The following is a 20775-nucleotide window of genomic DNA, read 5'->3' as shown; positions in this document are numbered from 1 at the left end:
CAAGACTCTGGGCGCTTTTTTCGTTTCAATGGTTTTGTCCCCCATTTATCCCGCCTTTTTGATTTTCCAAGCTACAGATACGGGCAGAGGCCTCAGGATGCCAGAGAAGGTTCCATCGAAGAGGAAGATGATCCCATGCTCGACAACCTGATCGATGCCGGCCATGATTTATAATCAGTGGTTTCGCTCTCTTCGCAGCGTCACCACAGTACAGTTCCCAACTGTCCGATTGGTCGCTATATTTTTCGGCTATCGTATGCCCAATGGAGAAGTGCTTGTCTTTGCCTGCGACGGCACGACCAATCTCCTGGAGCACAGTTTTTCCTGACTTGAGCCACATGACGCCGCATCGCCGTCCAACGTTCAATTTGCCGGGTGTCATCGGGGCATCTTCGTCCCATGTAATACCTGCAGTACCATTGGAACCACCCTCGAGGATCTTCCCAGTAGATCCACCCTTTCTTTCTCCAGTACGATAAGGGCTGGGATGCATTGATTTTAAAGAAGTTTAATTCCGGATCATGTCTTTGATGACAAAATTCGGCGTTCTTAAACCATGTCTTCGGGAATTCGTCCCTGCAATCCGTCATGTATTTGCCGCCAAAGATCCCTAATTTCAGCATTTGGGCCGGTGTCAATTCAGGACGAAAATCCAGTGAGAAGTTCTTCCCTGCGGGTTCAGACAGAGTGTACCTGTAGTCACTCTGCATCATATCGTTAACGATGATCGTTTTCGTCATGTGGAAGCGCCTACCGTTGAATTTCAGCGGTTTTCCCGCTGAAACGATGAGGTCCGCCCTGTATGGGCGTGATCTTGCGGGGTGCGGATCCTCTGTATATAAACCCGTTACTGTCGTGATGACAGGAAAATAAAACGGGGATCATGTAACAAGTATGGCTTCGGATAAAGGCGTTCCGGTGTTGTCCGTCCCTCAGCTGTCGCGAACTGCCCGTCAATCTTTCGAGTTGCGTATTTTCGAGCATGCCGCCTGCTTGCAACCTCGACCTGCAGCGTGACCATATCGGCTATCCGGCAAAGGACATTGACCTTTCAAAACACTGGGTTCGACTTCCGCCATGGCGGGCAAACAAAAACCCCGTCATGTCTGACATGACGGGGTTTCGGGATTCTGTCCTCGAGTGGAATGGGGGATGCCTTACGGGATCCACCTGGCGACCACCTTGTCGTTGGCCTGCATCCAGTCGCGGGCCGCGTCCAGGGTGTCCTTTTTGGATTCGTTGATGGCCACCATCAGCGAGCCCAGTTCGCTGTTGGTCAGCCGCATCTTTTCCAGGAACGTGGCCAGCTCGGGCTTGTCCTCACGCAGGGTCTTGCGGCCCATGATGTGGATGTTGCCTACGCCCCAGACCTTGTCCTTGTCCTGCTCGAGGAAGGCCAGGTCCCAGTAGCCGAACATGGAGTGCGGTTTCCAGCCGGTGACCACGATCCACTCCTTCTTGGCGATGGCCTGCTTGAGCGCGGCCATCATGGCCGGGCCCGAGGAGGGCAGCAGGGTGTAGCCGGCAGCGGTCAGGCCGTAGGCGGGCATGACCTCGTTTTCCGTGGTGACCATGACGCCCGCGCCGGCATCGATGCCGGTGATGGTCTGCCGGAGCTTCTTCTTCGCCTCGTCCTTGAGCAGGTCGGAGATGGTGCGGACGCCGGCCTCCACCATGTAGCGGGGCACCACCAGGCCGCTCTCCGTGCCCTCGAACACGTGGCCGAGGTCGATCACGTCGTTTTTGTAGCGCTCGATGTAGTCCTTGTGCAGCACCGGCAGCCAGGTCTCCATGAAGGCGTCCTTGTCGCCCTGGGCCACGGCCGCATACGCCGGGGCCACGTCGGCCGCGGTGATGGTCACCTTGTAGCCCATCTTGTCCTCCAGCACGGCCTGGGCCAGGTGGGTGTAGGCGATGCCTTCCTCCCAGTTGGCGTAGACCAGGTCCGCGGTTTTGGCGTCCGCGGCCCGGGCACTGCCGGACCACGCCGGCGCGAGCGCCAGCGCGAACAGCAGGCAGGTCATCAGCAGTCGCAGGCCGTTTTTTCTGTAGGATGTTTCTGTCATCATTGTCCTCCTGTACGTGTTGTCTTCAGCCGCGGGCCGGGTGCCCGGGGCCTGGTCAGCGCGATGGATCGCGTCTTCAGTATCTGGTTGCCTCATTGTCCCGGTCACGCTCACACGGTCCTGCCCAGGGCCTGGGTGACCCGGTCGAGGAAGATGGCGAGAATGACGATGGCGATGCCGCTCTCGAAGCCCAAATCGATCTTCAGCTGGGTGATGCCCTTGAGCACCTCGTTACCGAGTCCGCCGGCGCCGATCATGCCGGCGATGACGACCATGGACAAGGCGAGCATGATCGTCTGGTTGACACCGGCCATGATCGTGGGCATGGCCACCGGCAGTTCCGCCTTGAACAGCATCTGCCGGGGGGTGGCCCCGAAGGCGCGGGCCGCCTCCTTGATCTCGCGGGGCACCTGGCGGATGCCGAGGTTGGTCAGGCGCACCGCCGGCGGCAGCGAGAAGATCAGCGTGGCCACCACGCCCGGCACCGGGCCGAGGCGGAAAAAAAGCACCGCCGGGATGAGATAAACAAAGGCCGGCAGGGTCTGCATGAAGTCGAGGATGGGCCGCACCACCTGCTCGACCAGGTCGCTCTTGCTCGCCCAGATGCCCAGCGGGATGCCGATGCCCATGGAGATGATCACCGAGGTGAGCACCAGGCCGAGGGTGGCCATGGTCGCGGCCCACAGGCCCATCACCTCGATGAGCAGGAAGCCGAACAGGGTGAAGCCGGCGACCCAGCGGCCGGCCATGCGCCAGGCGATGAGGGCGAACAGTCCGGTCATCACCAGCGGCGGCGGGAAGGAAAGCACGGCGTTGAACGCGTCGAGGACCGCCCGCACCCCGGTGCTGATGGCGTCGAAGACCGGGCTCATGTTGGCCATGAGCCAGTTGATGACGGCCTCGAAGGCACCGCCGATATTGATATGTTCGCGTAGCTGCATCATTTAACTGACAGCCTCCTCGGTCTGTTTGTGAAGATTCACGGCACCGGCGGCCTGGTCGCTTCCGGCCTCGGGAAAGGTTGCGTCCGGATCAACGGTGGCGTTCTCGATGTCGCTCAGCCGCACCGGCGCAGCCTCGTCATCCACCCCGACGCGCACCTCGGCGAGGACCGCGCCGTGGTCGACCACGCCCAGCAGCACCCGGTCCTCGTCGATCACGGCAATGGGGTAGCGGGAGGTGACGGCCGTGTCCAGCAGGTCGGAGATGGCCGTGTCCGGTGTGGTGGTGAACACCCGGTCGCTGATCACCGGGGTCAGGTCGCGCTGGTTCCTGCGGGCCAGCCGGGCGGCATCGTCGATGGTGACGATGCCCATGAGCTTGCGGTCCGTGTCGGTGACGAACACCACGTCCGTTCGTTTCTTTTCCATGAGCCGGGTGGCCGTGCCGGGACCGTCCTTGGGGATGGTCACGGTGGCGTGTTTCTGCATGATCGCCGAGGCGGTGATGACCTTGGTGCGGTCCACGTTCTGGACAAAGGCGCGCACATAGTCGTCGGCCGGGTCGCAGAGGATCTCCTCGGGCGTGCCGATCTGCTGCACCCGTCCTTCGGGGCCGAGGATGGCGATGCGGTCGCCCAGCTTGAGGGCCTCGTCCAGGTCATGGGTGATGAACACGATGGTCCGGTGCATGCGGGCCTGCAGGTCGATGAGCTCATCCTGCATCTGGGTGCGGATGAGCGGGTCAAGGGCGCTGAAGGCCTCGTCCATCAGCAGCACCTCCGGGTCGTTGGCCAGGGCCCGGGCGAGGCCCACGCGCTGCTGCATGCCGCCGGAAAGCTCGGAGGGCCGGCTCTGTTCGAACCCTTTCAGGCCGACCAGTTCGATGGCGTTCATGGCCTTTTCCGTGCGGGTGGCCTTGTCCAGGCCGCCGATCTCCAGCCCGAACTCGACGTTGTCGAGCACGCTGCGGTGAGGCAGCAGGCCGAAGTGCTGGAAGACCATCGACATCTTGTAGCGGCGCAGGTTGCGGAGCGCCTCCCGGTCGAGCTGCATGATGTCCTTGCCGTCGAAGAGGATCTCGCCAGCGGTGGGTTCGATCAGCCGATTCAGGCAGCGGATCATGGTGGACTTGCCGCTGCCGGACAGGCCCATGACCACGAAGGTCTCCCGCTTTTCGATGTCGAAGCTGGCACCGTTGATCGCGACCGTGCAGCCGGTTTTGGCGAGGATCTCGCTCTTCGACAGACCCTTGGCGAGCAGGGGCAGGGCCCGCTTCGGGTTGGGGCCAAAAATTTTAGATAAATTTCTGATAGATATCAGTGGCATAAAGTTTTTCTCGGTTATGTTGTGCATGATGGATAAGACAGGCCGACGCACACCGCCGACAGGTCTGGAACTAGTGGTACCGGCAGCCTGGCGCAATCCTCTGCAGGGCCTGGATTGGTGGAAAAAAAACGAATAAAACAGGGATGGTGGATCATTTTTTCGTTAAATTAACCACTTACATATCGACTGAATAACATGTAACGAATACAAGCCATTATGTCAACCCCCCGACCCGGGCCGACCCGGTCGGGGTAGACATCGCAACGGCAATTTTCGCCTGAGACCTCGGAGTGTTGGCGTAATTTGTACGACGGTCATTTTTTGTTTATTTATTCTGATATTTTTATTTCCCTGCGTCGTTTGTTCGTTCAAATCGATCAATAATTATAGAAAATTTCGATTTGCGTGGATAAGCGCCATCGGTCCCGGTGGCGACTGCCGCCGCCTACAGGTGCGGCGGGGCGGCGTTCGGTGCATTGTTTCGCCACAGGCAGGTGGTGAACTCCGGGAGTACCGGGTTGATAAAACCGCCGTCTACCCATCCGTTTGCGGGGGCGTCTAAACATAGCGATGGACCTGTTTTTACGGCAGATGTTTGAGGAACATGAGGTCGATGATGTCAACCTGGGCCGGCTTGACTTCGCAACACATTCGAGGATAAAATGTGCCGTCAGGGTTTGAATTTTCGATGCAAGGTGAAAGTGATTTGCCGGATGGCAAAACAGGCGGATTGCCTGGGGGAGGGGCGTGCGGCAAAAAGGGATGAAGCCGGGGGATATCCCGGCGCTGTCAGACGTTGTGCTGGTGATTTCCTGATCCGATTCGGCATCTATCCCGGTGTTGCGGCCCTATGAGAGTTTATTGTACCCATCGCAAAGGAGGAGGAAAAATGCGGATCAAGATGTCGGTTGTGGGATTGTTGGCCATGGCAATCATAGGTTACGCCGGGGGAGTGTCTGCCGGCGATCCCTGTGTCGATTGCCATACCACGATTTCCCCCGGCCAGGTCAAGGATTGGCAGGTCAGCAAGCATTCCGGGAATGACGTGACCTGTTCCACCTGTCATGGCGACAAGCACATGAAGGCGGAAGACGCCGCCCTGGCGCAGATGCCGGATGAAAAGGTGTGTGCCGAATGCCATGAAGAGCAGTTCAACCAGTTTGCCAGCGGCAAACACAATTACGGCTGGACCTCGCTGAATGCGATCCCGGCCACCCACCTTGCCCCCGACGAGCTGATCGAGGGCGGCCGCGGGTGCGGCGGCTGCCACAACATGGGGATCAAGACCGAGGAGCAGAAGAAGGAACTGCGGGACAAGGGCTATCGCTACCAGACCAATTCCTGCGACGAGTGCCATACCCGGCACGCCTTTTCCAAGAAAGAAGCCCAGAATCCGAGGGCTTGCCAGCAGTGCCACATGGGATACGACCATCCGCAATGGGAAATGTGGTCCAGTTCCAAGCACGGGGCGCGCTATTACATCCAGAAAGAGGGGGATCTGCCGAATGAGGCGGCTGCACCCAGCTGCCAGCAATGTCATATGCCGGACGGCAACCATGCCAACCATACCGCCTGGGGCTTCCTCGGCGTGCGGCTGCCCCTGCCCGAGGACAAACAGGCCGCGGCCGATCGGGTGACGATTCTCAAGGCCCTCGGCGTGCTGAACCCGGAATCCGGTGAGGCCACCCCCATCCTCGATGCCGTCAAGGCCGTCGACATGGTCCGGCTCGACCAGGAATCCTGGGAGAAGCACCGCAACAAGATGATCAAGACCTGTGCCGGCTGCCACTCGGAACAATATGCCAGGAAACAGCTGGAAATGGGTGACGCCATCCTCCAGAAGTCGGACCGGCTGATGGCCGATGCCATCGAGACGGTCGCCGCCCTGTACAAGGACGGCATCATCAAGAAACCCGAAGGATATCCGTTCAACTATCCCTTCCTGTTGACCTTCATGCACACCAACGGCGCCAACTGGAATGAAAAGCTCGACGATCTGTCCTTTATCGATCAGGTCCTGGTGCAGATGTACATGAAACACCGGATGCGGGCCTATCAGGCCTTTTTCCATGTCAACCCGGACTATGCCTACTGGTACGGCTGGAACGAGATGACGAAGGATCTTGGGGAAATCAAGGAGTTGGCGAAGACCATGCGGGCAACGCATGTCGAGAAGAAGTAACGAGGAAACGGGCTGGAGCGGCGGTTGAAGCGTTCCGCCCGTGCCGGTCTGAAATGAGCGCCGACGGTATCTTCACTGCGTTATGCGGTTGGCGACAACAGGGCGAGCCTGCTCACGTCGGATAACAGGCTCGCTCGCGGCGGGAAAACGACAGGCCGGGCTATCGGTCGGCTGTTGCCTCGCCGGAGTACTCCGTCAGTTTTTCGCGGATATGCGCGGGAATAGCAAGGGTGGTGTTCTGCTGATAATCATAAAAGACCTGGACGGATCGCCCGTTGGCGCAGATTGACGAATCATTTTCATCAACGCCTTGCTTGAGCAATCGATAGATAAAATCAAAGCGTTTTTTGCCGATTTCTCCGACCCATATCTCTAGAATCACTGTGTCGCTTATTGTGATGGGCCTGAGAAAATCACAGGCGATGTGGGCGAGGATGAAATTGTATTCGTCCGGCTGAACGATCCCGAACAGTGAACGGACGAATTCCTTTCTCCCTTCTTCAAAATAGGTCAGATAGACGGCGTTGTTGACATGTCCCATTGCGTCGATATCTCTGAATCTGATCTGTATCTTCGTTACAATTTTTTTGTGTTCGACCATGCTGTAATCACCCTCGAATGGAGATCATGCAACTGCGATTGAGCGGGTATTGCAATGCACTCAACGGTTCTGGGTCGTATCTGGTTTTTCCAAAAGCAACAAACCGTAGTCCGCCTGTTCAAACCGCCATGTCCGGCACGTCCGCATACACTCTGCCGGACGTGCCGGGATGAGTATAACAGTCTGTGCACCCATCTCAAAGAGTAACGTTGTCTGTGCGGCAGGGAAGGTTGTCGGCTGCCTGCTGCACCGCCTGCCTCCGATGACCGCCGCCGTCATCGAATGCAATATTTCCGACCATGCTGACACCGTATCTTTCCCCCCTTGTCCTCTTTGTCATTTGTTGTCTGACAAGCTGATGGCGTCATGTCTGAGAAATGTCATCCTCCCTGTGTATGGTAGGACGGTCCGGCGGACTGCTGCGATCAATGAGGCGGTTGCGATTCGTTTTGGCCTGGTGATTGGATTGGAGGGGTTATGGCTCTGGTATTGCGTCTTTGTACTCTGGTGGTGCTGGTGAGCTGTGTTGTCGTCGCCTCGACGGCGACCGGCGGTGAGATCAGCGCCTTTGGTCCGAAAAAATACCTCCGTACCACCGGGGCGCCCAATGTCTACCAGGATACCTTCGCCGCCGAACCGGGAGAGGCGCGGCTCACCATCCGCAATGGCCGCGAAGGACAGAAATCAAATGCCGACGATCGCGTCACTTCAGGCGTCGTTCGCCTCAATGGCGTCGTCCTCTTCACCCATGACGATTTCAAGCACCAGACCTATATTCTCGAGACCCCGGTGATCTTGAGTGGCGATAACGAGATCCGCGTCGAACTTGAAAGCAAACCCGGCTCCTATCTCGCGCTCGAAATCATCCGGACGGTCGCCGATCCCCTGAACGACCTGCTGGCCGCCAACCTGGCGGGGGATGTAACCAACTGTCCACAAACCATCGATCTCACTGTTGACATTACCAACCAGGGAGAGGCCGAAATCCCGGCCGGGGTCCGGGTCGCGTTGTACAACGGCGATCCGGAAGACGGCGGGCAACTCATCGGCTGGAGCGAAACTACGGAAAAACTGCTGCCGACGGAAACAGAGACGGTGGTCTATCGCTGGAGCGATCCCCCGACAGGGGATGTCGCCATTTTTGCCCGGGTCGACGATGACGGCTCCGGGGTCGGGCACATTGAAGAAATCGATGAACTCAACAACCTGGTCGCGGCCGAGCTCAGCCTGTGCCGGGAGATGCCGTCCGGAGACAGTTCAATTGCCGGCAAGGTCATTGACGCCGTCAGCGGCGCCGGGCTCGGTGATGTTCAGCTCGTCCTCCGCCCGGAAGACAACGGCACTGCCGGCGCCGCCGTCGCCACTGCCCGCTCGGATGCAAGCGGGGCCTTCCTCTTTGCCGGACTGGCCGCCGGAACGTACCAGATCGCGGCCGTGCACCAGGGCTATATCGACAACAGCAAGACTGTCGTCCTTGGTGAAGGTGTGGATCTGGCGGATCAGGACCTGGTGCTGTCGCCGGTTCTCGCCGACAATGAGATCCGTATCGTCCTGACCTGGAACCAGAGCCCGGCCGATCTCGAGGCCCATCTCACCCAGCCCAATGACGTCGGCTGCCGCTACCACTGCTATTATTTCAACAAGACGATCCCGACCGCCAGTCTCGATCTCGATGACCGCAACGGTTTCGGCCCCGAGACGATCACCATCACCGACAAAATTCCGGGAACATACCGCTATTACGTCCACGACTTCACCAACCGCTACGCCAACAGCCGCTGGCTGTCGCTGTCGGGGGCGCAGGTCAAGGTCTATGCCGGCAACCATGAGCCGCTGATCTTCACCGTCCCGGGCGGCTACGGCAATGTCTGGCACGTCTTCGACTTGAACGGCGAAACCGGTGAGATCGTCCCGGTCCATGCGTTGTCGAATCAGTCCGAGCCGGGCAAGATCGATTACCCGGTGATTACCTCCTCTCCCGGTGGTCGTGCCTACTGGGATAGCCTTTATACCTACCAGGTGCAGGCCACCGACCCGGATAACGATCCCCTGGTCTACGCCCTCGACAAGGCCCCGGCCGGGATGACCATCGACGCCGCGACCGGACTGGTCCAGTGGCGGCCGTCGGGGGCGCAGAGCGGCCGCTATGACGTGGCGGTCAAGGTCACCGATGACCGCTGCGGCGAAGCCGTACAGAGCTTCACGATCTACGTCTATTCCCAACCCACCGCCCAGTTCAGCGTCGATCCCTGTTCCGGCTCCAACCCGGGCGGAGACATCACCCTGAAGTGGAGCACGACGCTGGCCGCGACCGTCCTGATCGAGCCGGGCATCGGCGTGGTCGAGAAAAACGGTGCCTTGACCATTCCTTCACCGGCGGAACCAACGGTCTATACCCTCACCGCCTTCAATGATGCCGCTTTGACCAAACGGACGGTGCCGGGGTTGCCGTCGGCCTCGTTTTATTTTTCGCCGAATCGGGTGTACAAGGGGCAGAGCACGACGCTGCGCTGGACGCCGTCCTGCGCCAACGAGGCGGTCATCGATCACGATATCGGGACGGTGACCGCTGCCGGCTCGCAGAACCTGACCCCGACAGCAACAACGACGTACAATATGCAGGTCGGCAACGCCGCCGGGAGCAGAAATTATGCGGCAACGGTGTATGTCGTCGAACCGCCGCCGCCATCGCCGCCGAGTATCAATTTTTCGATTTCTCCGACCTGCAATCTGACCCCCGGTGAGCCGCTGACTCTGACGTGGTCGACCAGCAACGCGACCAGTGCCGTCATCAGCCCCGATATCGGCGAGGTGCCGCTGGCCGGCTCCCAGCAGGTAACACCGACGACGGCCGGCAGTTATACGCTGGAGGCGACCGGCGATGGCGGAATCCGCAGCCGGACGGTGGCCTATCCCAATTACCCCGGTGTCTCATTCTCGGCCTCGACCTATTCCATCGATCCCGGTGACAGCGTCGATCTGCGCTGGAGCGCCGGCTGCGCCGACACGGTCGTCATCAACCAGGGGATCGGCACGGTGGCGGCCCAGGGCAATCTCACCGTGACCCCGCCCAGTCTGCCGCTCACCTATACGATCACCGCCGCCAACGAACGGGGCCCGGTGAGTCGCAGCGTCACGATCGCCCCGATCGGTCCCGCCGGGACGCTGGCCGCCGATCCGGCCGTCTTGAAGGTCGGCGACAGCACGACGCTGACCTGGTCGAGCACCCGGGCCACCTCCTGCGCCATCACCCCGGATGTCGGTGAGGTCGATTGCAACGGGTCGATCACGATCACCCCGACCCGGCCGACGACCTACAGCCTCAAGATGGTGGGGCCGGGCGGGACCGCCTATCGCAAGGTGGCGGTGTCATTCGTCGCCCCGGTCGCCGATCTCAAGGCCTCGGCGACGACGATCAAGGAGGGGGAAAGCGTGCGGTTGACCTGGGTCTATGCCAATGCCACCAGTTGCGTCATCGATCAGAATATCGGCGCGGTCGAACTGGGCGGCGAGATTACGGTGACCCCGGCGGTCACCACGACCTACACGATGACCTCGACCGGACCGGGCGGGGTTGCCCGGGACAGCGTCACCATCACCGTCATTCCCGCCAATCCGCCGCCGACGATGACGCTGACGGCTGGGGAAAACATCATCCTCCGCGGCAGCGCCACTACCCTCAGCTGGGACAGCAGCTACGCCGATGCCGTGACCATAGCGCCCGGCATTGGGGCGGTGGCGGTCTCCGGCTCCACCACCGTCGCCCCGGAAACGACGACGATCTACACCGCCACCGCCACCGGCCCCGGCGGCGCCGCCACCGCCGCCCGGACCATCACCGTGCTGCAACCGGCGCCGATCCTGAGCCTCCATGCCGTCCCCGCCGCCATCGCCGGCGGCGATTCGGCCCAGCTGAACTGGGCCAGCACCAACGCCGACCAGGTGGTGTTCAACCAGGGGATCGGCGCGGTGGGGGCCGAGGGCTCGCTGGCCGTCAGTCCCGGCCAGACCACGACCTATATCGCCACCGCGACCGGACCGGGCGGGACGGTGGCGAAAAATGTCACCGTCACCGTGAGTCAGCCCCAGCCGACGGCAACCCTGTCCGCGGCGCCATTGGCGGTGCCGGCGGGGCAGCCGACGGAGTTGAGCTGGACTACCGCCAATGCCGACACGGTTACGATCAGCCCGGACATCGGCACGGTCGCGACCACCGGCGCCATGGCGGTGACCCCGACCGCCACCACCACCTACACCCTGAGCGCCACCGGCCCGGGTGGGACGGTGGAGGAGAGCGTCGAGATCACGGTCTACCCGGAACTGGTGCTGCAAGTTGACAGCCCGGTTGCCGGGGCGGTGACGGCAACCCCGACGGTGGCGGTCAGTGGGCGGGTGACGACGGGCGCCGCCGTCACCGTCAACGGCGAGCCGGCGACGGTGCTCGGGGCCGGCTTCAGCGCCGAGGTCGTGCTGGCGACGGAGGGGGAACACAACCTTGATGTCGAGGCCGTCGACCGTTACGGCCGGCGACAAGCAGTCACGGTGACCATTTTCTATATGGCGATCCCGACGGTCGCCATCGCTGCCGACCGGCGCCGGATAGCCGCCGGCGACACCGTTACCCTCACCTGGAGCGGTGAAAACTGTCTCAGCGCCGCCATCACACCTGATCCGGGCGAGGTCGAGTGCACGGGAACAGCCCAAGTATCCCCGGCCGTCACCACCGAGTACATCATCAGCGCCCGGGGTGATGCAGACAAGATCGCCAGGGCCGGCGTCATTGTCGTCGTTGCCGATCCCTACGGCGATCCGAGCGCGGAAGAGCAGGCCCACCTCGAGGCCATCAACCGGGCCCGGGCCAACCCGGCGGCGGAGGCGGCCCGCCTGGGCATCGATCTCAACGAGGGCCCGCCCGAGGCGGTGATCGACGCTGCGCCCCTGCCGCCGTTGACCTTCAACGCCACCTTGGCCCGGGCGGCCCGCGGTCACAGCGAAGATATGGTCATCAACCACTACTTCGCCCACGAGGGCAGCGATGGCAGTTCCCCGGCCGACCGTTGTCTGGCGGCCGGATACGTGGGGAGCACCGGCGAAAACATCGCCGCGGTGACCGCGAGCGACCCCATGGACCCCGTCCGGACCGCGCTGCAACTGCACGACAATCTGTTTGTCGACGCCGACTATTCCGGTCGCGGCCATCGCCTCAACATCCTCGGCGCCGAGTGGAGCGAAATCGGGATCGGCTATCTCCACGACAGCGTCCAGGCCGATGCCCCCTACGGCGGGGTGATCACCTGTAATTTCGGCGCCAACGGTGATGGCGGTCATGTCCTGCTGGGCGTGGTTTACGCCGATGCCGATGGCGATCAGGTCTACGATGGCGGCGAGGGGGTGGGCCAGGTCCTGGTCCGCGACCGCACCAGCGGCGCCATGACCTATTCGGCGGCGGCCGGCGGCTACTCGCTGCCGCTGGCCGACGGCGACCATACCATCGAGGTCAGCCTGGCCGACGGCCGCACCCTGAGTCGGCAGATCACGATGGCAGGCGCCAACCTCAAGCACGACTTCGAGGTCGGGATGTTTGTCGACCATCCGCCCACGCTGCAGTTCACCAGCCGGGACCAGGCGGTACGGCCGGGGCAGACGACCTGGCTGGAATGGACCACCACCGATGCCCGGTACGCCGCCATCGACAACGGCATCGGCTATCTGCCGGTCAACGGCGCGGTGGCCGTGGCCCCGGCGGAAACCACCACTTATACCCTCACGGTCACGGGCAGAGGCGGGACCGTCACCGCCACCGCCACGGTCTATGTCAGTGAATTTATCGTTCAGCCCACCATCGCCTTCTCCGCCGCGCCGCTGACGGTCGCCAAGGGCGAAGCGACGACCCTGTCCTGGACGACGACCGATGCCCAGGGTGTCCATATCGATAACGGTGTCGGCGCCGTCGCCCTCAACGGCTCGGTGACGGTCGCCCCCGATCACTCGACCACCTACACCCTGACCGCGGTCAGTCCGGGCGGGGTGGCCAACGCCCGGGTCCGGGTCCTGGTCACCGGCGAACCGCCGCCCCAGCCGGCCGGATCCTTCGGCGCCCTGTACAATTCCAGCATCCCAACCGATGCCACGGTAGAAAATTATGATCCGGCACGGTTCGCCCTGGCCACCGGCGCGGTCAACAATCGCGCCGGCACCCCCGTCGCCGGCGTGGCGGTCACCGTCCTGCACCACCCCGAGTACGGCACGGCGGTCACCGACGCCGGCGGCCGATTCGTGCTGCCGGTCGAGGGCGGCGCCACCTACACCCTCGACTATGGCGGCGCCGGCTTCCTGCCGCTCCAGCGCCAGCTCTATGTCCCGGTCAACGACATCGCCATAGCCCCGACCGTCCAACTGCTGAAACAGGATGGGCTGACCACCACGGTCCGCCTCGATGGCGACCCCGCCACGATCACCACCCATCGCAGTTCACTCGTCACCGATGACTCCGGCTCGCGGGCGCTGACGATGGTGTTCCAGGGTGACAACCGTGCCTTTGCCGTCGATGAGGACGGCCGGGTCGTGCGCGAGCTCAGGAATTTCACCGTCCGCGCCACCGAGTATCCCACCTCGGCGTCGATGCCGGCCGAGTTGCCGAAGACCTCGGCCTATACCTACTGCGCCGAACTGGAGATCGACGGCGCCGACCGGGTCCGATTCGACAGGCCGGTGGTGACCTGGGTCGACAACTTTCTCGGTTTCGAGGTCGGGGCGGCGGTGCCGGTCGGCTATTATGACCGGGACAGGGGGATCTGGGTCCCCTCCCGCAACGGCGTGGTCGTGACCCTGGTCGATAGCGACGGCGACGGCGCAGTCGACGGGGTCGACCGCGACGGCGATGGCCAGGCCGATGATATCGACGGTGACGGCGATCTCCGTGACGAGGCCTTCGGCCTGGCCGATCCCCAATTTTACCGGCCCGGGGCTGAATTCTGGCGGGTCGAGGTCGACCATTTCTCCCCCTGGGACTTCAACTGGTGCTCGCTGATCAGCCTGTTGAACATGCTCGGCTTCAATCCTCCCAGCCTGCAGGAACAACTGTGCCCCGACTGTCCGCAGTCGGCCACCGGCTCATCGGTCGGTGATGCGAGTCAGATATACTATGAGAATATCGCCATTCCCGGCACCGGTCTGAGCCTCGCCTATGCCAGTGACCGGGCCGACGGCTACCGCCAGGTCATCTCCGTGCCGGTCAGCGGGGCGGAGGTCCCGGCCAGTGTCAAACGGATCGAGGTCGAGCTCCATATCGCCGGCCGTAAGCTCACCAGAACCCTGGAACCGTCTCCCAATCAGGTGACCGAGTTCGTCTGGGATGGCCGCGATCTGCTGAACAACCGGGTCCTGCACAAGGTCACCGCCGAGGTCGACATCGGCTATGTCTACGATTCGTACTATATGGACTCCGGTTATCTGGCGATGGCCTTCGGCTGGTTCGGCACCACGCCGACAGCGGTGCCGACCCGGGACGAGGTCATCAACTGGCGGCGCAGTCAACTGGTGATCAACCCGGCGGAGAAGGGCCACGGCCTGGCCCAGGGCTGGTCGATTTCAGCCCACCACAGGCTCAGCCCGACCGACCCGACGACACTGCACAAGGGCGACGGCACGGTGATCCGCAACGCTACCCCGGTCATCGCCACCGTCGCCGGCAACGGCGAGGAGGGCTGGGCGAGCGCCGGGGCGGTGGCGCGCGAGACCCCGATCAGCAACCCGGTCAGCACTGTCATCGATCCGGCGGGCAACATCTATGTGGCCAACCAGGTCCATCCCGCGATCCTCAAGATCGCGCCAACGGGAACGATCGAGATCGTCGCCGGCGGCCCCGACGGCACTGCCGACGAGGACGGCATCGCCGCCAGGGAGGCCCGCCTCCACATCCCCAACGATCTCGCCCTCGATGGCCGCGGCAACCTCTATGTCGCCGATATGGGGAGCAACCGGATCCGCCGGATCGATGCCGACGGCATCATCACCACCATCGCCGGCAACGGCCGCCAGGAATCGAGCGGTGACGGCGGCCCGGCCCTGGCCGCCGGGATCATGCCGTCGAGCATCGCCGTCGACGATGCTGGCAGCATCTACTTCGCCGAAGCCACGTCCTGTGTCGGCGGCGAGGTCGACCCGATCACCGGGGTGTGCAGCGGCGGCGAGATCGTCGAGAGCAGCTACCGGGTGCGGCGGATCGCCACCGACGGTATCGTCCGGACGGTGGCCGGAACCGGCGACCAGTACGACCCCCAGGTGCATGGCTCGAATGGCGACGGCGGTCCGGCCGACCAGGCCTATCTCAGCGGCCCGACCTCGGTCAGCGTCGACCGTGACGGCAACCTCTACATCGCCGACGGCGCCAGGATCAGGAAGGTCAACCCCAGCGGCAACATCACCACCGTGGCGGGGAACGGTACCTCCGGCTATTCCGGCGACGGCGGACCGGCAACCCTGGCCCGGATCACCCAGGCGGCCGGCATGGCCTTCGACCACCAGGGCAATTTCTATTTTTCCCAGTACTACGGCAACGGCGACGTCATCCGCAGGGTGGGCAGCGACGGCTACATCTCGACCGTCGCCGGCAAGGGTGAGCCGGGGCTGGCCGGCGACGACGGCGCCGCCACCCGGGCCCTGCTGATGCAGCCGCAGCGGCTCAGCCTCGATGCCCGCGGACGTATCGTCATCCCCGATCGCGGCAACCGCCGCATCCGCCGGGTCGCCGTCAAGAGCTACAGCCAGGAGGAAGTCCACTTCACTGAAGGCAATGGCCTGGGGTACCTGATCTCGGCCGAAGGGCGGCACCGTCTCACCTATGACCTCGAGACCGGGGTGGCGCTGCTCGAGTTCGGTTACGACGACGACGGCCGGCTCAGCACCATCACCGATCAGTTCGGCAAGAGCGTGACAATCGAAAGAACGCTCGGGGTGGCGACGGCGATAGTTTCTGCCGATGGTCTGCGGACCGGACTGGTCATCGACGAGCAGAACCAGCTCGAGGCGCTGACCACTCCCGACGGCAGCAGCTATACCTTCGAATATCTCAACAGCGACGGCCTGCTGACGGCGAAAGTCGAACCGAACGGCAACCGCTTCGAACACCTGTTCGACGATACCGGCCGGGTCTCCAGGACGACGAACCAGGAGGGCGGGATCTGGCAATTTGCCCGGGAAGCGATCGCCGCGGGGCTGGTCACCAGCACCACCTCCACCCCCAACACCTCCGCGAGCGTCAAGCGGCTGGCCCGGTCGACCGGCGCGGTCGACAGCACGGTCACAGCCACCTCCGGCGAGGTTGTCACCACCGCGACCTCGGCCGACGGTCTTGACTCGACCACCACCTCCAGTTGCGGGGCGAAGGTGGAAAGTTCCAGCGATCTCGACTACTGGTTCGACCATACCGCGGTGCGCTCCACCAGAACCACCACCCCGGCCGGGCTGAGCCGGGTCACCGCCATCGACCGGGCCTATGTCGATGCCGATGCCGACGGCCGGCTCGAAGCGGTCACCACGACGACGACCGTCAACGGCACCACGGCCACGGCCCGGCACGACATCGCCCAGGCTGCCACCACCGTGACCTCGGCCGAAGGCCGGACCGTCACCACCACCTACGATCCCGACACCCTGCAGCCCCGCAGCATCGCCGTGCCCGGGCTGCTGGCCACCACCTACGACTACCGCAGCGACGGCCGGCTGGTCGCGGTCACCAGCGGCGCCCGCCGAACCAGTTACAGCTACGATTCCAGCGGCAATATCGCCACCATCACCGATCCGCTCGATCGGGTGACCAGGTTCGCCGAATACGACGGGGTCGGCCGGGTGAAGAAGATCGTGCGACCCGACAGCACCATCCTGCAGTTCGCCTATGATGCCAACGGCAATATGACCCTCTACCGGACCCCGAATCCGGCCGATAACGGTTTCGGCTACAACCGGGTCAACAACCGCGCCGCGTTCACCTCCCCGCTGGGCGGCGCCACCGGCTATGCCTACAACGAGGAGCGGCAGCTGACCCGGGTGACCCTGCCCTCGACCCGGACGATCACCAACACCTACAGCTCGGGTCGGTTGACGAAAACTGCCACCCCCGAATGGGTCAACGTCTATAGCTATGCCTGCGGCGCCAATGTCGACACCATCACCCGGGGGACGGAGGTCATCGATTACAGCTATGACGGCAGCCTGGTCACCGGCGTTTCCCAGAGCGGCACCCTGGCCGCTGCCCTGGGGTTGAGCTACAACAACGACTTCCGGCTCGCCACCCTGACCTACGGCGGCGCGACCGAGAAAATGGAGTACGACAAGGACGGGTTGCTGACCGGTTCCGGCGGTTTCGTTATCGGCCGCAACAGCGGCAACGGACTGGCGGAAAAGGTCACCGATTCGTCATTTACTCTCAGTCGAAGGTTCAACGACTACGGCGAGGTCGACGGCAGCGCCATTGACGTTGCAGGTGCGGTCTACAGCTACGACCTCACCCGCGATGACGGCGGCCGGATCGAGAGCCGGACCGAAACCGTGGCCGGGGCGAGCCGCCGGTTCCAGTACGGCTACGACCCCCTCGGCCGGCTGCAGACCGTCACCAGGGACGGCATTCTGGTGGAGGAGTACCGCTATGACGGCAACGGCAATCGCAGCTACCAGATGAACGCCGATCTGGGCATTGCCGGCCGGACCTTCAGCCACTCCATCGCCGACCATACCCTGACCGCCGGCCCGGTCAGCTACCAGTTTGACGAGGACGGCAATCTGGCGGCGCGGTTCGAGGACGGGGCGACGACGCGGTACACCTACTCCGCCGCCGGGGAGTTGCTGCGGGTTGTCCGGCCCGACGGCGCCGTCATCGCCTATGTCCACGATCCGCTGGGGCGGAGGATCGCCAAGCAGGTCAACGGCGCCACGGTGGAGAAATACCTGTGGTCGGGGCGGACGACCCTGCTGGCGGTCTACGACGGCAACGACACTCTCCGCCAGCGCTTTCATTATGCCGATGACAGGATGCCCTTGGCCATGACGACGGGGGGTGCAACCTACTATCTGGCCTATGACCAGGTCGGCTCACTCCGGCTGGTGGTCGACAGCGGCGGCGCGATCGTCAAGCGGATCGACTACGATTCCTTCGGCAATATCCTCAGCGACAGCAACCCCGGTTTCACCATCCCCTTCGGCTTCGCCGGCGGCCTGTATGACAGGGATACCGGCCTGGTCCGCTTCGGCTTTCGGGACTATCTGCCGGAGATCGGCAAGTGGACGGCCAAGGATCCGATTGATTTTGCCGGCGGGGATAGTAATCTGTATGGGTATGTTGCTAATGACCCGGTGAATTTTATTGATTTTGATGGGTTAGAAACTTTGGTAATCATAAATGGACCTACTCCTAGAAATCCATTTGGACATACAGCAATTGCAACTACTGGATCGGGTCTTTATAGCCCCGGAAATAATCCTAATGCAAAAAATTTGAATTATGCTGGTAGCAGTGTCACCGAGTACATCGAAAAAGAATCAAAGCGACGTGAATCACTAGCATTTATTTTACCAACAACATCTGCTCAAGAGGAAAAAATTATAAATTTTATGAAAGGAAAAACTACGAAGACTGAGGCATTTCCTGATAATTGTGCGGCTCGTGTTGGTGGTGCACTTGGGGCTGGTGGAGTAGATCTTAGCGACCCATTGATCCCAGGAATTTCATTGCCTATAACTGCATTTCCAGCATCAATAATCCGATCTCTAAAAAGTTTGGAACTTCAAGGTGGAGCACATAGCATTGCAATTCCTTTTCGTAGTCATAATTCAGAAATTTTCAGGTCTTTTAATCCTTGAGAGACGAAATATGCAAAATAAAATATTGATATGGGTATTTTTTATTGTTTATGCATGCGGATGTACTCCTGAAATCGACAAGGATTTGGTTTCTGCCGCTGGTATTGGTGATGTGTCCAAGGTGAATTTTTTAATTCAGCGTGGGGCTGACGTTGATGCGTATGCTATTGATGGTTGGACACCACTGACTGCAGCTGCAAGTGGAGGTTATTTGGATGTGGTGAAGATTTTATTGGAGGCAAATGCAGATGTCAACGCACGGGAAGATGGTGGTAACACTGCTATTTTCTGGGCGGCATATTATGGGCATACGGAAATTGTCAAAACTTTGATTCTATATGGTGCTAATGTAATAAAGAAAACAAAGAAAGGCCAACTGCCGCTTGATATTGCAATAGAAAAAGGGCATGAAGAAATTGTGGAAATATTAAGGAAAGCGAGTGTCCGATGATAATACTGATAATTGGAAACACTTCTTAGCTTTTTCAAAGCTTATCGCTATTTTTTACTCTGTCGCGTCGACCTGCCCCCGCTGTCATCTCGACCGCAGGGAGAGATCTTAAACCGTTTGTGAGGGGTGGGCTTTGGCCATGAAAAGCAAGATTTCTCGCTACGCTTCGAAATGCCCGTTAAAGGGAATAGTCAAGGTGTAACTTGAAATGCCTTTGAATTATCGAACGTTTTTTGGTGCACGATGAGTGCATGCATAATGCTCAACAGTTTTTTGGCCATTATGACCAGGGCTTCTTTATGTTTGCGTCCGTTTGCCTTCAAGGTATCGTAATAGAGCCGCCCCTGGGAGTCCGCCATGGTTGTACCCCAGGCAGACTGGAACAGCCTCTTTCTCAGCCAGGAAGGGCCGCGTTTGGTTATCTTGCCATGACCGCGCCAAGTGCCGCTTTCTTTGATCGCTACATCCAGGCCCGCATAGGCTATCCAGGATTTTGCGCTGGATACCTTAGGATCGAGAACAAAGGTGAAGAGCGCAGCGTTACGACGTGTGATGCCCGAACTGCACAGACACGTTCAATCGCTTCCTGTCGCTCCGGCTGGGTTTCCAGCAGATAGGATTCCAATTCGGACAGCAGGTGTTTATGACAGTCTTTAAACTGCTTGAACACCTCAACGGCCTGTTTATAGGCATTACCGGCCTCAAGGTTCAACTGGCTGAGTCGTTCCAGGTAACTGTCGAGCGACCTTTTGATTCCTTGAAGATGCTGTTCCTGAGAATGAATGAGGCCTAAGGTATGGCGGACCAGACAATGACTGCGGCTCAGCTTCAGTGGTGGTGGCAGGTTGGGCTCGGTCAAGACCATAGTTGCCAGCACATGGGCATCAACCCTGTCGGTTTTGGTTTTACGAATAGCACTTTTGGCGTGCTTGCTCGACATGAGAGGATTGATAACCCGGATATCCAGTCCGGCCTCGCAGGACATAACGGCCAAAACAAGATGATAGTGACTTGTTGCTTCACACAATATTGTGCCTTTAAATTCCTGTTGACCAAGTGCTTTGGCAAATTCACCGATGGCTTGGGCGGTATTGTCGATCCTCCTGTAAAAGCTGGTGGATCCGGACAGCCCCACGAGATCCAGGTACTTTTTGCAGACATCGACTCCAATCGCGGGACAATTGGTGAATTCCTGCCAAGTAGAAACTTTCTTGAAATTCATTGAGTATTCTCTTTTAGTTAGATAAGCGAAGGGATGCCTTTTGCCGTTTCATATTCGTTAAGGGGACTTATTGCCATACCCGTTGAAGGAGGCTTCAAAGGCGCCGGGGTGAGAAGAGATTTTTGCATTT

Annotated in this window: 10 protein-coding genes; 3 read left to right on the top strand and 7 right to left on the bottom strand. The window is 60.8% G+C overall.

Annotated features, from left to right (window positions below; all coding sequences use genetic code 11):
* Positions 1-236: 236 nt before the first annotated feature.
* The 4 genes from HNQ81_RS04385 to HNQ81_RS04370 all read right to left on the bottom strand — a co-directional run bounded on the left by HNQ81_RS04385 (position 237) and on the right by HNQ81_RS04370 (position 4333).
* Complete coding sequence (locus HNQ81_RS04385; protein ID WP_183348710.1) at positions 237-740, bottom strand: hypothetical protein; 504 nt, start codon at positions 738-740, stop codon at positions 237-239.
* Positions 741-1157: 417 nt separating this feature from the next.
* Positions 1158-2069 carry a glycine betaine ABC transporter substrate-binding protein gene (locus HNQ81_RS04380; RefSeq protein ID WP_205240250.1) on the bottom strand — a complete coding sequence of 304 codons (912 nt, stop codon included), beginning with the start codon at positions 2067-2069 and terminating at the stop codon, positions 1158-1160.
* Positions 2070-2176: 107 nt separating this feature from the next.
* The gene (locus tag HNQ81_RS04375) at positions 2177-3010 is read right to left on the bottom strand and encodes an ABC transporter permease (protein WP_183348708.1); all 834 of its coding nucleotides are present in this window, start codon (positions 3008-3010) and stop codon (positions 2177-2179) included.
* The gene (locus tag HNQ81_RS04370; RefSeq protein WP_183348706.1) at positions 3011-4333 is read right to left on the bottom strand and encodes a quaternary amine ABC transporter ATP-binding protein; all 1323 of its coding nucleotides are present in this window, start codon (positions 4331-4333) and stop codon (positions 3011-3013) included.
* Positions 4334-5258: 925 nt separating this feature from the next.
* Here HNQ81_RS04370 and HNQ81_RS04365 point away from each other — a divergent pair.
* Positions 5259-6515: a multiheme c-type cytochrome gene (locus tag HNQ81_RS04365; protein ID WP_244960470.1), complete on the top strand. Its 1257-nt coding sequence runs from the start codon at positions 5259-5261 to the stop codon at positions 6513-6515.
* 160 nt (positions 6516-6675) lie between these two features.
* Here HNQ81_RS04365 and HNQ81_RS04360 read toward each other — a convergent pair whose 3' ends face one another.
* Complete coding sequence (locus HNQ81_RS04360; protein WP_183348702.1) at positions 6676-7116, bottom strand: acyl-CoA thioesterase; 441 nt, start codon at positions 7114-7116, stop codon at positions 6676-6678.
* Between the two features lie 477 nt (positions 7117-7593).
* Between HNQ81_RS04360 and HNQ81_RS04355 the strand changes: the two genes are divergently transcribed.
* Together HNQ81_RS04355 and HNQ81_RS04350 are read left to right on the top strand one after the other, a co-directional pair.
* Positions 7594-18972, top strand: a complete 11379-nt coding sequence (locus tag HNQ81_RS04355; RefSeq protein ID WP_183348700.1) for an NHL domain-containing protein — start codon at positions 7594-7596, stop codon at positions 18970-18972.
* A 10-nt stretch (positions 18973-18982) separates the two neighbouring features.
* A complete protein-coding gene (locus tag HNQ81_RS04350) occupies positions 18983-19423 on the top strand; it encodes an ankyrin repeat domain-containing protein (protein WP_183348698.1) in 441 nt (146 codons plus the stop codon).
* A gap of 191 nt (positions 19424-19614) precedes the next feature.
* Here HNQ81_RS04350 and HNQ81_RS18035 read toward each other — a convergent pair whose 3' ends face one another.
* Both HNQ81_RS18035 and HNQ81_RS04340 read right to left on the bottom strand, forming a co-directional pair.
* On the bottom strand, positions 19615-19908 hold the full coding sequence (locus tag HNQ81_RS18035) for a transposase (RefSeq protein ID WP_353740481.1): 294 nt from the start codon (positions 19906-19908) through the stop codon (positions 19615-19617).
* Positions 19905-20645, bottom strand: a complete 741-nt coding sequence (locus HNQ81_RS04340; RefSeq protein WP_183348696.1) for an IS110 family transposase — start codon at positions 20643-20645, stop codon at positions 19905-19907. The genes HNQ81_RS18035 and HNQ81_RS04340 overlap by 4 nt, the downstream gene beginning before the upstream one ends.
* Positions 20646-20775: the final 130 nt, after the last annotated feature.

This window comes from Desulfoprunum benzoelyticum, from assembly GCF_014201505.1.
Classification (GTDB): domain Bacteria; phylum Desulfobacterota; class Desulfobulbia; order Desulfobulbales; family Desulfocapsaceae; genus Desulfoprunum; species Desulfoprunum benzoelyticum.
This window is presented reverse-complemented; position numbering and strand designations above follow the sequence as displayed.